The following is a 16,231-nucleotide window of genomic DNA, read 5'->3' as shown; positions in this document are numbered from 1 at the left end:
ACTCCCGATCTTTTATTATTGCTTTTTTGCTCTGGACTTACTTACGCTATATGTAGGGTACAAGTGTACTGGCACTTGAAGCGTCTAGCTATTGTGCGATCGCCCAAACTGAAAAATTTCGGAACGGACAATAATTAATGATAAAATATCTTAAGGATTCAGCTCCCCAATTGTGGTAATCTGACAACAATCCAATTTCATTCTCGATCGAGTGCGTGCAGCTATGCGAATCGGTAAAAATTTACAAAAGTTTCTGCTTTTCACAATAGCATTATTTTTCGCAGTATCGCTGTTGATTAAAGTTACTAAATTTCACAATTATTTCGGCATCAACCGCGCCGATACCGACGTGAAAGTTGTTGCCCTCACCTACGATGACGGGCCATATCCTCCATATACAAATCAGCTTTTAGATATCTTAGATCGCTATCAAGTTAAAGCAACTTTTTTTGAAATCGGTCGCAATATTGAGAAACATCCAGAAATCGTGAAAATGATTTTCGCGAGGGGAGATGAGTTGGCAAACCATTCCTACTCTCACAAAGATATGATGTTTAAACCCCAGGAAGTTTTGCTGTCTGAGATTGAAAAAACCGACAAACTTTTGCAGGAAGTTGGGGTTAAGCAAGACAGTATTAGTTTTCGGCCACCTTGGGGTAGGCGATTTGTAGTTTTGTCTTACTTGCTATCCCAAATGCACAAAAAACTGATTATGTGGGATGTGGATTCCCACGATTATGAAAAAACACTCACGGCGGAAGATATCGCAAATCGGGTGATTGACAATGTGCGCTCTGGTTCGATTGTGGTGATGCACGACGGCGGGGGCGATCGCTCGAAAACCGTAGCAGCAACTGAGATGATTGTCAAGGATTTGCAGTCGAAAGGTTACGAATTTAAGACTGTTTCTGAGTTGTTGAAAGAGCAGTAGGGTGCGTCAGCCACAATTATTTTCGCGACAAATCAACAATCTCATACTGACGCACCAGGAAATAAATGGTGCGTCAGAATTAGACTTTCCGTAACGCTTGAAAATTTCAAACCTGACAAGCGAATTTCAAAGGTGGTACGCGCCACGTGATTTATCCGTGGAATCAATCCCAAATCGAAAATCCTCAAGCCCCCGCATTTATCCGTGGGGTCGCCTCTAAAATCTCAAATCTCAAATCTCAAATCGATTGACGCACCCTACCACAATCAATAACCAAGATAGTTTGCCACATAATTAGCAATTTTTATGCTGCCACCAGCTTGCCCCATTCTCTCTAAACCATTTTGAATGCAACTGGCTAAATATTTATCATCTTGCAAAGTGCGATCGACTGCCAAAGCAGCTTCCTTGAGAATATCAGAATTTGCTGGTTGTGTGCCAATAACCTGCACGGAATCACCTAAAAGCCGATTTTGAGCCTCCGCAAATCTATAGGTAAAGGCAGGGCCGTTTCCCGGTACTGCAATTACAGGTTTTCCCAAGCCCACCGCTTGTTCGACAGCAGTTCCCGTCATCCCAATTACTAAACTCGACTGCTGCAAAATATCGGCGAAAGCATCGGCTGAACACATCACTTCGACTAATTCTTGTTCAGCAAAAGACCGTTTGATTGTTGGAAACATGAGCTTGCCCGATCGCATTTGCCATGCGGATCGCGCCGCAATATCATCTAATTCAGGCATCAAAGCTGGAACTAAAGCAGCCCGAAACTGCACCGGTAAAGTAGAGTTACTAGCAATTTCTTTAACCAGTTCCAGCAGCAAAACGAGGTTGTCGGTGGCTTCCGGGAGGCGAGAACCGGGGAGAAGGGCGATCGTCCGAACTCCGGGTATTAACTGCAAATCTTTGCCCGTAGAATTGAGGTTGTCCATGACAGGATTGCCAACAAACTGAGCTTTCTTTAAACCCTGTTGGTTTAAGTCAGCAGCAGTCAAAGCATCTCTAGTAAAAACCGCCAGACATTTCTCTGAGCAAAGCAACTGCCACAAGATTAAACCCAAATTGACTCGCCCCTCGTAATAACTAGAATGGGCCGAGAGAAAAATTATATAGGGGCGGTTGCTGGCATGGGCGATCGCCCCGGCGACAATATCCCCAGTCGCCACCACCAAATCGCAGTGGCGCGAATGCGTCCAAACAGCTTGCAATTGCTGCCAAGTCAAAGCAATCAGCCCGGCCCCAATATCTTTGAGGAAAAACAGGGGATTCATGTAAAAAACTCCCCCAGACGGCATTTGACTGGTGGGCCCAATAATTGGCACGGTTGATCGGCGGTAAGCAGCCCCGTCACCGACAACCGGCATCGCCGAAACATCAACATCCACGCCAGATACTCTCAAAGCTTTGAGAATTTGACAGTTAATCGCGTCTTCCCCGTGCCCGTTGCTGAGGAAAAGTATCCCCTTCGATTTCATATAATCAGAATACAATCAGAATCAGTGCCGAGCTTTTTTTAAAGACAGCCGTGCGATAGCTAAACTCGGGCGGGCTAACTTTTTGTTAGTCTAATTTAAATACATTGTGGAAGTGAAACAGCGTGAATATTGAAATTGGGCGGGGCAAAAGCGCTCGCCGAGCTTACGGCATAGATGAAATTGCGCTTGTACCCGGACAGCGCACCCTCGATCCGAGTTTGGCAGATACCAAGTGGCAGATTGGCGGGATCGATCGAGAAATCCCGATCATCGCCAGCGCCATGGATGGAGTAGTTGATGTCCGCATGGCGATTTTGCTGTCGGAATTGGGAGCAATGGGCGTGCTCAACCTAGAAGGAATTCAAACCCGCTATGCCGACCCCCAGCCAATATTAGAGCGCATCGCCAGTGTGGGGAACCACGAATTTGTTTCCCTGATGCAGCAACTCTATGCCGAACCCATCAAGCCAGAATTAATCGACCTGAGAATTAAAGAAATTAAAGCAGGAGGAGGGATTGCCGCCGTCAGCGGTACACCAGCCGGCGCGAGCAAATACGGCCGGACGGTTGCTGAATCTGGAGCCGATATATTTTTTGTGCAAGCAACAGTAGTCTCGACAGCTTTCCTTTCCCCTGAAGCGATCACGCCTCTAGACTTAACTCAATTCTGTCAAGAGATGCCGATCCCAGTAATTTTGGGTAACTGCGTGACCTACGAAGTCGCCCTGAATTTAATGAAAACTGGCGCTGCGGGCATTCTCGTGGGCATTGGGCCGGGGGCTGCTTGCACATCTAGGGGCGTATTGGGTGTCGGCGTGCCCCAAGCCACAGCGGTAGCAGACTGCGCCGCCGCGCGGGACGACTACTATCGCGAAACTGGCAAATATGTGTCGGTGATTGCTGACGGCGGTTTAATTACCGGCGGCGATATCTGCAAGTGCATTGCCTGCGGTGCCGATGCAGTGATGATTGGTTCGCCCTTTGCCAGGGCCGCCGAAGCTCCTGGCCGCGGCTTTCACTGGGGGATGGCGACTCCCAGCCCGGTTTTACCGCGCGGCACTCGCATTCGAGTGGGGACTACGGGTACTGTGGAGCAAATTTTGCGGGGGCCTGCGGTGCTAGATGACGGTACGCACAACTTGCTCGGAGCTCTGAAAACTAGCATGGGTACCTTGGGTGCTAAGGATATTAAGGAGATGCAGCAAGTGGAAGTGGTAATTGCTCCTTCTCTGCTGACTGAGGGTAAAGTCTATCAAAAAGCTCAGCAGTTGGGCATGGGTAAGTAGATTTACCGATCGAATACCAGCATACCTTGACAAAATTTGTTCAATAGTCTCGAAATTTACAGAATGTTGTGGAATTATCGAGAAGGAGATGTCACAATAGAAGAAGCGGAGACACAAGTTTCCGTTCACTCCTCACACCACACTCCGCCCGGACTACTGTTCGGGCGGTTCCTTTTTTGCCGGAAATCTTGCCTCTTGCTTACTAGATACAGGACTGAGGCTTTTCGCTCCGGAGAGGGGGAGAGGGGGAGAGAGGGAGAGTCTGGGAGTGGGAGAATTTTTCTTCTATATAAGTGCATTCTGCCTTGGGAAACATAAATGCCTTGGGAAACATAAGTGCCTTGTTCCTTCAGAAACCTTGTGCTTTCTTACCTTCTACCGTCTTCCCTCTTCCTTCTACCGTCTTCCTTTTTCCTTCAGAAGCCTTCTCTTAAAATCGTTGACGCAAGTGGTTACATTTTTTGCTAGACTTGTTATCCGAGAAATAGTATTTACAAGGATGGCTAGGGATGTCAGCAGCCGCGCAAGTAACCGACTCTACCTTTAAGCAGGAAGTGCTCGATAGCGAAGTTCCAGTTCTAGTGGATTTTTGGGCTCCCTGGTGCGGGCCCTGTCGGATGGTGGCACCCGTCGTAGACGAAATTGCCCAGCAATATGAAGGGCAGGTCAAGGTAGTAAAAGTTAATACCGACGAGAATCCTAACGTGGCCAGCCAATACGGTATCCGCAGCATTCCGACGCTGATGATATTTAAGGGGGGTCAACGTGTGGATATGGTGGTAGGGGCAGTTCCGAAAACTACTCTAGCCAACACTCTGGAAAAGTACATTTAACTGAATTGCGAGCGGTTTCGCGCTGTTCTTTGTGGGCCGCGAAAGCTAACTCGCTTCAGAACCGGGGCAAAGCTACGGGAAAAGTTATTAGTGGTCAGCAGGGCAATTTGCTGGTGGCTATTGGCTTCTAACTTTGGCTTGCCCCTTAATTTTTGGTAGCGACAATTTGTTATCGTTTCGGAAAAATTCATGATTCGTTCTGGGTCTGGTCAAGGTTTTGAGTCCCTCCAAGCTGAATTGATCGATTTGCTCGATCGCTTCCCAATGTTAAAGCACTCTGAGTGGATCGAACGATCGCTCTCTACTATAGTGCAAATGGCCGGAGAGGAGCTCGATCGCCTAGACTGGAAAATTATTGCGGCGTCGCTCCGAGATATGGAGAGCGCTTTTGAGATGTTTTATCCTTACCGACACGTTCGCAAAATTGTGATTTTTGGTTCGGCGAGGGTGTCACCGCAATCGGCAGAATATTTGATGGCCAGAGACTTTGCGCGGGCGATCGCCCAGCAGGGGTTTATGGTGATTACTGGCGGCGGCGGAGGAATTATGCAGGCGGGGAACGAGGGGGCGACTGCTGAACGTTCTTTTGGGCTGAACATTCAGTTGCCTTTCGAGCAGAGTTCTAATCCTTTCATTGCCGGCGATCCCAAATTGCTCAATTTTAAATATTTTTTCACTCGCAAGTTATTTTTTCTCCGGGAGAGCGATGCTTTAGCTCTGTTTCCGGGTGGTTTTGGCACTCTGGACGAGGCTTTTGAGTGTCTGACTTTGACTCAAACTGGCAAGTTCGGGCCGGCTCCTTTGGTATTGATCGATCGACCGGGAGGAGATTATTGGCACGATTGGAATTATTTTGTGCAAAAACAATTGCGGGGCCGGGGTTTGATTTCACCCGAGGATCGCAGCCTGTATACGATTACTGACGATATAAATGTCGCTTGCGAGGCGATCGGTAGTTTTTATCTGGTTTATCACTCCTGCCGTTATGTACGCGAAAAATTGGTAATTCGCTTGAAAACAGAGCTTTCTGAGGAGAAGGTCGATCGGCTAAATACTGATTTTAGCGATATTGTTGTCACCGGAAAAATTGAAAAAAGTCAAGCTTTGGAACCGGAAATAGGAGATGAAACTTTCGATCTGCCGCGCCTGACTTTGCATTTCAACCAGCGGGATTTTGGGCGGCTTTATCAGCTAATTGCTGCTATTAATCAAATGGGTGCAGCTTCGCCGGCGGCTGCCCATCCAGAACAAAAGTAGTTATTAGTCATTAGTTATTAGTCATTAGTCTGTAGAGGCGGGTTTCACGAGAAATAGTTGTAACTAACTCAGAGGATAAATAAACCTGCCCCTCTGATGGAGATAAATTTGACAGACTGTCTTTTGACAAAATCGATAGGCTACATTTATGATATTCAACACTCATCAATAATCAATCAGCAGTAAAAAAACTAATAACTAATGACTGCTGACTACTAACTCAAAATGCTAGACCTGCTGCTAATTGCAATTTTGGGATTTCTCGGCAGTTTCGGTCACTGCGCTGGGATGTGCGGCCCGCTGACAATGGCGTTTTCTCTTTCTAATTCCCGCAACGATAAATTAGCTGCTTTCCGCTTTCATTTGCTGCTAAATTTGGGGAGAATTACTGCTTACGCTTTGGTTGGTGCTGCAATTGGCGGACTGGGTTCGGTGTTAATTGCTGGCGGACTTTTGGCAGGTACGGGTAGCGAATTGCGGCGGGCGATCGCACTTCTCACGGGCACGATGCTGATTTGGTTCGGAGTAGGGCAAATTAAACCGAACTTGCTGCCGGGATTGCCCCGATTGCACCCGCTGTCGCACGATCGAGTCGGACAAGCAATGAGCAAGCTTTCGGCACAAAAAAAATGGTGGGTGCCGATTGCTTTGGGTTTGCTTTGGGGTTTGATTCCCTGCGGTTTCCTCTACGCGGCGCAGATTAAGGCGGCGGAAACGGGAAATTCGGTTTTGGGTGCGGCCACGATGCTGGCTTTTGGACTCGGCACGCTGCCAACTATGCTGGGAGTGAGTTTTTTGGCTGGCAGATTGAGCGCGGACAAGCGCAGTCAACTGTTTCGTGCGGGTGGTTGGGTGACGATATCGATCGGGATTCTTACCTTGCTGCGAACCGATGAAATGGTAGATTTTACAGGCCACGCAGCGCTGCTGTGCTTGATGCTAGCATTGTTGGCGCGTCCGGTGAGCAAGTTTTTGCCGCAACTGCTGCGCTACCGCCGGGCTTTGGGTGTGGGCGCGTTTGTCTTAGCACTCGCCCACACGTTTCATATGCTGGATCATACGCTGAAATGGAATTTTGACGCCCTATCTTTTATGTTGCCGCAGCATCAGTTGGGAATGATGGCTGGGATGCTGTCGCTGCTGTTGATGTTGCCGGCGGCGGTTACAAGTTGCGATTGTATTCAAAATTTTCTAGGCCAACTGTGGCGAATGCTTCACTTGTTAAGCGTTCCAGCTTTCTTGCTGTGCGCCATTCATGCTGCACTCATCGGTTCCCACTATCTCGGTGGCTTTGAATGGAAGTTGCACAATCAACTGCTGACAGGCGTGTTAGCGGTGGTTGTGGTATTAGTTATGTTTGTGCGATCGCGCTTGTTTTGGTCAGTTTTATCACTAGAAAATTTCTATGTTTCACCTGTCAAACAAAAGTAAAAGTTTAGGATTATTAGTTTTTTTGGGATTGCTAATTGAAGCAACAATTCCCAGTGCGCCGCAGTTAAACTCGATTTCAGTTTTGGCGCACGAAGTCGAACTATCGGGAGATGTAGCTGCTACCTTTCACCTAGAACCCAACCACAATCCCCGCGCCGGACAGCCTGCAAGAGTGTGGTTTGCGCTGACTCGCAGGGGCGGTCAAATTATCCCGCTAGAGCAGTGTAATTGCAAATTGGCTGTTTATCCTAAAAATCGTAAAGAGGGGGATAAGCCGCTGATGCAGCCGCCTTTAACCGCCATATCTGCCGAGAAATATCAAGGCATTCCGGGAGCTGATATCGTGTTTCCCAAGGCTGGGATTTACGAACTAGAATTGAGCGGAACAGCCCAAAATAAAGCTAATTTTAAACCCTTTAAACTGACTTATACAGTCACAGTTCGCTAAGATAATCTTTCCATCACCGAACATAAATCTTGTAGGGGCGGGTTCACCAACAATAAATGCCTAAAACCCACAATCTCATAAACCCGCCCCCACCCAACGGCCAATCATAATCTACCTATTTTAACATACAAGAAAATACAACCGAAATCTGTATAAAACCTTAAAAAGTGCCAACTCTACAAAATGTCACAAATTTTTACACTACATTATAACCAGTGTCCATTATGGAATTTGTGCAAGCTAACCTCTTTTGAACTGAGCAAAGGATATAACGATGGATATCTTATCTAACACCGTGGCGCTATCGCGGATGCAATTTGCCCTAACCGCCATATTCCATATGCTGTGGCCAGTTCTGACAACTGGAATGGGGATTTACCTGGTAATTGTTGAAGGAATGTGGCTAAAAACTCGCAATCCTGACTACTACCATCACGCTCGTTTTTGGTCTAAACTCTACGTCCTAAACTTCGGTATTGGAGTAGCTTCAGGAATTCCGATGGAATTTCAGTTTGGCACAAACTGGGCACCATTTTCGGAAGCGGTTGGTGACTTTTTTGGCAGCATTTTGGGATTTGAAGCTTCAATGGCATTTATGCTAGAAGCCGGCTTTTTAGGCATTATGCTATTTGGTTGGGAGCGCGTTCACCCGATCGTCCATTATTTCGCTACAATCATGGTAGCCTTCGGCGCTAACCTATCCACAGTCTGGATTTTAGTCGCTAACTCTTGGCTGCAAACTCCTGCAGGCGGAGAAATGGTCAATGGCAAGTTTATTGTCAGCGATTACTTTCAAGCAATTCTGAACCCGTTCGCATTAAACAGCATTCTTCATATGTTTTTTGCGACGTTAGAAACTTCGCTGTTTGTCATTGGGGGAATTAGCGCTTGGTACATTCTCAATAAGCGCAACCAAGCGTTTTTTTCCAAGTCTTTAAAAATTGCCATAGCGACAGCAATCGCCGTTGCACCTTTGCAGATATACATCGGACATTTGAGCGCCGAACAAGTCTATCACTATCAACCCACTAAATTAGCAGCAATCGAAGCTAAGTGGGAAACCTCACCAGCGGGAGAGTCCGCAGATTGGACTTTGCTAGCTTTGCCTAATGAAAAAGCCCAAAAAAATGACTGGGAAATTAGTGTCCCTAATGGCTTAGGCTACGTTCTGGAATTTAAACAAAAACTCTCCGAACCCGTACTCGGATTGAAGGAATGGAAGCCAGAAGATAGACCCCGGATGGTGGGTTTAATCTATTATTGTTTCCGCATCATGTCCGGCATTGGATTCTTCTTTTTAGGACTGATGCTGTTCAGTATAATTCAGTGGATGCGAGGCAAACTTTCTGCTGAAAATATTAGCAGTCAACCTTGGCTGATGCGCGCTTGGGTATTAGCTGCTCCCCTGGGATATATTGCTGTAGAATCGGGTTGGATTGTGCGCTGTGTCGGCAGACAACCTTGGGCTTTATACGGGCAAATTCGCACTGCTGACGCGGTGTCAAACATCCCCGCCAGCAATGTTTTAACTTCTCTGAGTTTCTTTGCAGTTATTTACAGCTTTTTGTTTGTTTGTGCCTTGTATTTTGGCAGCAGAATTATCCGCCAAGGGCCTAATTTAAGTCTGCCTGTGCCTGGTTTAGACAATGAACCTGCCATCGAAAGTCAACCCGCAGAACACATTCCCGATCAACGTCCCTTGGAAGCACAACAATAGGAGATTTTATGCAAGCTTTGGAGCATTTTCTCCCGCAAGTTTGGTTTGTAGTTTTGGCTTTGTTTCTCCTGCTATATGTCATGCTAGATGGTTTTGACTTAGGAGTAGGAATCCTGTCTCTGACTGCTTCCGACGAGGAACGCCGGGGCATTTTAATGACGAGTTTGGGCAACGTTTGGGACGCGAACGAAACTTGGCTGGTGTTGATGGGAGGCGCTCTGTTTGGCGCATTTCCCCTCGCTTACGGCACGATTTTGACAGCGTTGTACATACCGATTTGCATGATGCTTTTTGGTTTGATCTTTCGCGCTGTAGCCTTTGAATTTCGCGAGCATTCTAATCGCAAGTTATTCTGGAATTATGCCTTTGGTGCTGGCAGTTTTTTAGCAGCTTTAGCTCAAGGATTTGCCCTCGGTGCTGTGCTCGAAGGCATTGCGGTTGATGAAGCTGGTCATTTTGTAGGTTCTACTTGGGATTGGCTGGATTGGCGATCGATCTTGGTTGCTTTGACGCTGATTCAAGGCTATGTTTTGATCGGTTCAACCTATCTAATTATGAAAACGGAGGGCGAACTGCAAACAAATCACTATCGCACGGCTAAAATTGCGGCGGTGACAACTTTAATCGGAGCAGTTTTAATTACGGTCGCCACTCCGATTTTTTACGAAAGTGCTAGAGCCAGGTTGTTCGATAAACCGCTAGTTTATGTCTTTGCCACGATTCCTTTGTTGGGAGTGCTATTGGTGGGACTGCTGCTGAAAAGTCTCGCAAATAAAGAAGAACGAACGCCGTTTGTCTGGACGATTCTGATTTTCTTGCTTACTTTCATCGGCTTGGGATTAATTGTTTTTCCCTACATTATTCCCTCGCAAATCACCATTTACCAAGCCGCAGCTTCGCCCAGCGCCCTGGTATTTATGATTGTGTTTATGGGCGTTCTGCTCCCGATTATGATTTTTTACAACATCTACAATTATGTTGTGTTTCGGGGTAAGGTTGTCGGCGGCCACTACGGCGAATAAAGCATAATACAACCGCAGATGCAGGCAAATATACGCAGATACTATCAAGTTTATATACTGGTTAATCTGCGTATATTTGCGGTTAAAAATTACAAATTATTGTTTTATGATACCATCACAACTTACGAAACCATACTATACATACCATAGCCAATAGTGCAGAATAGGGAAAGGAACTGGTTGAGAATTAGCGATCGCACCTCATACGATTTAAGATTTGAGATTGCTCGCACGGATGAGTCCGGGGGCTTGTCACCAAATTGCTTGATTGTCAAATAATAGTTGATAAACATAGGGAAAAAATTACAGTTAATTCTGTACCTAGCGAGGGTGCAGAGTTGGCGATCGCTATCTTTGTCACATAATAAAATAAAATAGAAGGGAATGTTTTAATTTAACTGTTGTATAAACGAGTTATGGATGCGATCGCAAATTTGTCAGGTTATGAAATTACAGAGAAACTTTATGTAGGTACACGTACCTTAGTCTATCGAGGCATCCGTACCCGTGACCAATACCCAGTCGTCGTCAAACTGCTGCGAAACAAATACCCCACCTTCAACGAGCTCGTCCAGTTTCGCAACCAATATACCATTGCCAAAAATCTCGACTTCCCTCACCTCGTCAAACCCCTGACGCTGGAAGTATACCAGAATAGCTATGTCCTAGTAATGGAAGACTTTGGCGGAGTCTCCCTATCTACTTATCTCAAAACCGCAACAAATGAAACCGAATCATCTCAAGTTTTACCTTTAGCAGAATTTCTCCCACTCGCCATACAACTAACAGACATTATCCACTATCTCTACCAAAAGCGAGTCATTCACAAAGATATTAAACCCGCTAATATTCTTATTAATCCAGACACTAAACAAATTCAACTAATTGACTTTAGTATTGCATCCCTCCTACCACGAGAAACCCAAGAAATACAGAATCCCAATATCTTAGAAGGAACATTAGCCTATCTCTCTCCCGAACAAACAGGACGGATGAATCGAGGCATTGACTATCGTAGTGACTTTTATTCCCTGGGTGTGACTTTTTATGAATTGTTGACAGGAAAGTTGCCCTTTATCTCGGATGATCCGATGAAATTGGTGCATTGTCATCTCGCCAAACAGTCCAAACCGAGCCATCACATTAATCCTGAAATTCCCCCGATTTTATCGCAAATTATCAGTAAGCTAATGGCGAAAAATGCCGAAAATCGCTATCAGAGTGCATTAGGACTCAAGCACGATTTAGAGATTTGTTTAGTTCAGTTACAAAAAACAGCACAAATAGAATCTTTTGAACTCGGAAAGCGAGATATTAACGATCGCTTTACTATCCCCGAAAAGCTCTACGGTAGAGAAAAAGAAGTTAATCACCTATTAGCTGCCTTTGAGCGAGTCAGCACAGGTAGCACCGAAATGATGCTAGTAGCAGGTTTTTCGGGAATTGGGAAAACCGCCGTTGTCAATGAAGTTCATAAACCCATTGTCCGTCAGCGCGGTTATTTTATCAAAGGCAAATATGATCAATTTCAACGCAACATTCCCTTCAGTGCCTTTGTGCAAGCCTTCCGCGACTTAATGGGTCAATTGCTATCAGAATCGGATACCCAACTGCAAACATGGAAAACCCAGATTTTAGCAGCCGTCGGAGACAACGGACAAGTATTGATTGACGTAATTCCTGAGTTAGAACGGATAATTGGCGCTCAACCTCCTGCAACAGAATTGTCAGGAAGTGCCGCCCAAAATCGCTTTAATCTGCTAATGGAGAAATTTGTGCAAGTTTTCACGAGCAAAGAACATCCTTTAGTGATGTTTTTGGATGACTTGCAATGGGCGGATTCAGCCTCCCTGAATTTGCTACAATTATTGATGAGGGAGACAGGATATTTATTAGTATTGGGGGCCTATCGAGATAATGAAGTTTCACCTGTGCATCCATTTATCTTAACAGTAGATGAGATAATTAAAAGTGGGGCAATAGTGAAGACGATTACTTTGCAACCATTAAGCCAACCAGATATGAATTTGTTGGTGGCGGATACGCTGAATTGCGACTTATCCCTGACCCAACCTTTGACCAAATTAGTGTATCAAAAAACTCAGGGTAATCCTTTCTTTGCCACTCAGTTTCTCAAGGCATTACATGACGATAAGCTAATTAGCTTTAACTGGGATATTCGGCATTGGCAGTGTGATATTGCCCAAGTCAAAGCCTTAGCGATCACTGATGATGTCGTTGAATTCATGGCTTTGCAATTGCAGAAGTTGCCGCCAGAAACTCAGGATGTTCTCAAATTAGCTGCTTGTATTGGAGCGCAGTTTGATTTGAATACGTTAGTAATTGTCAGTGAGAAATCTGCTGCGATGACGGCTAAAGCTTTATGGAAAGTAATGCAGGAAGGTTTGGTGATTCCCACGACCAAAATCTATAAATTCTTTACGGAATCAGAGAGTGATGAAGTTTTCAAGGCTTCAGCTAATCCCACTTATCGATTTTTACACGATCGCGTCCAGCAAGCCGCATATTCGCTAATTCCAGATTCGCAGAAAAAAGCAACGCATCTCAAAATCGGACAATTACTTCAGCAAAATTGCGCCGAGATAGAGCAAGAAGAAAAACTGTTTGATGTTATCGGGCATTTGAATCGAGGAATTGAGTTAATTACCCAACCTAGCGAACGAGAAGCCTTAGCTAAACTGAACTTGGCCGCCGGTTGTAAAGCCAGAAATTCTACCGCCTACATGGCAGCCAGAGTTTATCTGCAGACAGCCATTGATCTACTAACAGCCAACTGCTGGCAAAGCCAGTATGAATTAACCCTGAACCTCTATGTTGCTGCTGCTGAAGTCGCCTATTTGAATGCTGACTTTGATGGCATGGAAGAGATGGCAGCACTTGTGCTAAAGAATGCACAGACAATATTAGACAAAATCAAAATTTATGAAATTCAAATCGTCGCACAGACAGCACAGAGTAAGACGTTAGAAGCCATTGCAGTAGCAAGAGATGCACTCTGGCAATTGGGGGTTGAACTCCCTACCGAAGCTGACGAAGCCTTGATTGGTAAAGCGCTACAGAGCCTTGCGGGCCAACTCAGCGGCAGAAAAATTGAGGAACTAATCGATTTGCCTGTGATGAGTGATCCTCAGACTCAGGCAGCTATGCCAATATTGGCAATGTTATTTGCACCCATTCTCCAGGGAATTCCAGGCTTAGTACCCCTACTGAGCTCCACGATGGTAAGTTTATCACTCCAATTTGGGAATGCACCCGCATCAACAGTGGGCTATGCGATTCACGGGCTTGTATTAAGTGCCTTTTTGGGAGAGGCAAAAACAGGCTATAGCTTTGGTAAATTGGCAATGTCATTGCTTGATCGGGTCAATTCACGAGAATTTAAGTGCATTACTCATAATATGTTTGGGGCATTTATTCAGCATCATCAAAATGCTATGAGGGCAGGGATACCAACCCTGAAAGAGGGCTTTATAGCTGGGATGGAAACTGGCGATTTTCTTAACGCTGGCTACAATATAGCTACTTACAGCTACATCAACTTTTACAGTGGGGTAGAACTGGATACTTGGGAACCGGAACTTGCAGTCTACAGTGCTACCTTGGCTCAGGTGAAGCAATATTCTGCTCGGACTTATTTGCATATGGAGCTGCAGATGTTGCAGAACTTGAGGGAAGTTCGTACTCTGTCGGATTGCTTAATCGGCGAAGCCTATGATGAAACGGTAATGATTCCTAAGCACTATCAGGAGCGTGAATTCAGTGCGATCGCCCTTATCTACGTCTACAAACTACTGCTTGCCTATTCCTTTGGTAATTATCCGGCTGCTCTAAACTACATTAGCTCAGCCAAAGAGTGTGTGATGGCATTATCAGGATTGGTTCATGTTCCCATTTTCCATTTCTATGCAGCCCTGACGCATCTGGCGCTCTTCCCCACAAATCCTGAAATTGAGCAAGCTGACATTCTCGCCTCTGTGGAAATTCATCAAACGACTCTGCACCAATGGGCGCAAAATGCTCCCATGAATCATCTGCATAAATGGTATTTGGTTGAAGCAGAACGGCAGCGGGTTTTGGGCAATAAAGCAGATGCACTGGAAATGTACGATCGCGCGATCTCCCTCGCTAAAGAAAATCTATTCCTCAACGAAGAAGCCCTCGCCAACGAACTCGCAGCCAAATTCTACCTAGAATGGGGCAAAGAAAAAGTAGCTCAAGCCTACATGATTGAAGCATATTATTGTTATGCCCGCTGGGGAGCTAAAGCCAAAATAGACGATTTGGAAAAACGTTATCCTCGCCTACTCGGTATTATCCTTCAGCAAGCTCAATCCTTTAGTTCCTTTAAGGAAACGATCGCCCGGGGAACAATTACTTATAATACCAACTCTTCTAGCAGCAACTCTGAATTTCTAGATGTGCCTACTCTGATCCAAGCCTCTCAAGCCATTTCTGGAGAGATTGAACTAGATCAACTCCTGACTACTCTTTTAAAAATAGCGATCGCGAATGCTGGCGCCACTAAGTGCGTCTTATTGCTCAAACAAAAACAGTATTTACAGGTAGCGGCTCTTGTAGCAGAGGGACAGGAACCTAAGCTATTACCATCAATACCTCTAGAATCTAGTCAGGATGTAGCAATTAGTTTGGTTAATACGGTCAAGCGTAGTTTGAAACCTTTGGTAATAGTTGATGCTAGGGTAAGTTCCCAGGTTGCGAGCGATCGCTATATTGAACAGCACCAGCCGATCAGTGTTCTTTGTATGCCCATTCTTAATCAAGGGCAGTTGATAGGAGTTTTATACCTGGAAAATAACCTGACGGTTGGGGCATTTACGAGCGATCGCATTGAAGTGCTAAATTTGCTGGCTTCTCAAGCTGCTATTTCCTTAGAAAATGCCCGTTTGTATCAAGAATCTCAACAAGCATTTACCGATCTCAAACAAGCACAAATAAAAATAGTTCAAAGCGAAAAGATGTCAGCATTGGGAAACTTAGTGGCTGGGGTCGCTCACGAAATTAATAATCCAGTTGGTTTTCTGGTTGGTAATATTCAACCCGCCTTAGATTATATCAAAGATTTGTTTGGATTGCTCGATTTGTATGAACAAAAATATCCGCAACTCGATCCAGAAATTCAAGAAGAAATCGAGAACATCGATCTTGACTACATCCGGGAAGATTTACCGAAATTAATAGGTTCGATGCGGGAAGGCGTGAAGCGGATTCGGGATATTAGTACCAGTCTACGGACATTCTCCCGTGCCGATACTAACTATCCCGTACCTTGCAATATCCACGATGGCATCGATAGCACCATTATGATTCTGAAACATCGCCTCAAGGCTAACGATACTCGTCCAGAAATCAAAGTGATTAGGGAATATGGGAATTTGCCACCCGTGGAGTGTTATGCCGGACAGTTGAATCAAGTATTTATGAATTTGTTAGGTAATGCGATCGATGCTTTGGAGGAATCAAATCAAGGACGACCTTATGCAGAAATTGCTAATGAAATTACCATTAAAACCGACATTTTTCGGGACAACAAACAAGCGAGAATTTGGATCAAAGATAACGGTGTGGGCATGAGTGAAGCTGTGCAAGAGAAGATTTTTGATGAGTTATTTACTACCAAGGAAGTAGGGAAAGGCACGGGATTGGGTTTGGCGATCGCACGGCAGATTGTGGTTGAGAAACACGGCGGTACAATCGAGGTAAATTCTGTATTGAGAGCAGGGACGGAGTTTACAATTTTATTGCCGATGAAAGGATAAGACTATTATCTTGATAGAGCGCCATCTTTCTCT

The 16,231-nt window shown here is 45.3% G+C and carries 10 protein-coding genes; 9 read left to right on the top strand and 1 reads right to left on the bottom strand.

The genetic code is table 11. The annotated features are described in order from the left end of the window. Nucleotides 1-223: 223 nt before the first annotated feature. Nucleotides 224-931, top strand: a complete 708-nt coding sequence (locus QUA07_RS10875; RefSeq protein WP_333324865.1) for a polysaccharide deacetylase family protein — start codon at nt 224-226, stop codon at nt 929-931. 266 nt (nt 932-1,197) lie between these two features. Here QUA07_RS10875 and QUA07_RS10870 read toward each other — a convergent pair whose 3' ends face one another. After that, nucleotides 1,198-2,406, bottom strand: a complete 1,209-nt coding sequence (locus QUA07_RS10870) for a lipid-A-disaccharide synthase-related protein (RefSeq protein WP_333324863.1) — start codon at nt 2,404-2,406, stop codon at nt 1,198-1,200. 122 nt (nt 2,407-2,528) lie between these two features. Here QUA07_RS10870 and QUA07_RS10865 point away from each other — a divergent pair, with 122 nt between their 5' ends. The 8 genes from QUA07_RS10865 (at nt 2,529) to QUA07_RS10830 (ending at nt 16,198) form a co-directional block, all read left to right on the top strand. Beyond that, nucleotides 2,529-3,692 (top strand): GuaB3 family IMP dehydrogenase-related protein, encoded by a 1,164-nt coding sequence (locus QUA07_RS10865; RefSeq protein ID WP_333085617.1) that lies wholly within the window; start codon nt 2,529-2,531, stop codon nt 3,690-3,692. A 509-nt stretch (nt 3,693-4,201) separates the two neighbouring features. Beyond that, nucleotides 4,202-4,525 carry a thioredoxin gene (gene trxA, locus QUA07_RS10860; RefSeq protein WP_006631199.1) on the top strand — a complete coding sequence of 108 codons (324 nt, stop codon included), beginning with the start codon at nt 4,202-4,204 and terminating at the stop codon, nt 4,523-4,525. 189 nt (nt 4,526-4,714) lie between these two features. After that, complete coding sequence (locus tag QUA07_RS10855; protein ID WP_333324861.1) at nt 4,715-5,782, top strand: LOG family protein; 1,068 nt, start codon at nt 4,715-4,717, stop codon at nt 5,780-5,782. Between the two features lie 225 nt (nt 5,783-6,007). After that, nucleotides 6,008-7,213 (top strand): urease accessory protein UreH domain-containing protein, encoded by a 1,206-nt coding sequence (locus tag QUA07_RS10850; RefSeq protein ID WP_333324860.1) that lies wholly within the window; start codon nt 6,008-6,010, stop codon nt 7,211-7,213. Then, the gene (locus QUA07_RS10845) at nt 7,188-7,661 is read left to right on the top strand and encodes a hypothetical protein (RefSeq protein WP_333324858.1); all 474 of its coding nucleotides are present in this window, start codon (nt 7,188-7,190) and stop codon (nt 7,659-7,661) included. The genes QUA07_RS10850 and QUA07_RS10845 overlap by 26 nt, the downstream gene beginning before the upstream one ends. A gap of 274 nt (nt 7,662-7,935) precedes the next feature. After that, nucleotides 7,936-9,378, top strand: coding sequence for a cytochrome ubiquinol oxidase subunit I (locus tag QUA07_RS10840; protein WP_333324856.1), 1,443 nt, complete (start codon nt 7,936-7,938; stop codon nt 9,376-9,378). An 8-nt stretch (nt 9,379-9,386) separates the two neighbouring features. After that, nucleotides 9,387-10,400, top strand: coding sequence for a cytochrome d ubiquinol oxidase subunit II (cydB, locus tag QUA07_RS10835; RefSeq protein ID WP_333324854.1), 1,014 nt, complete (start codon nt 9,387-9,389; stop codon nt 10,398-10,400). Nucleotides 10,401-10,816: 416 nt separating this feature from the next. Beyond that, nucleotides 10,817-16,198, top strand: coding sequence for an AAA family ATPase (locus QUA07_RS10830; protein WP_333324891.1), 5,382 nt, complete (start codon nt 10,817-10,819; stop codon nt 16,196-16,198). Nucleotides 16,199-16,231 lie beyond the last annotated feature (33 nt).

Source organism: Microcoleus sp. T3_A4, assembly GCF_036700465.1.
GTDB lineage: Bacteria > Cyanobacteriota > Cyanobacteriia > Cyanobacteriales > Microcoleaceae > Microcoleus.
This window is presented reverse-complemented; position numbering and strand designations above follow the sequence as displayed.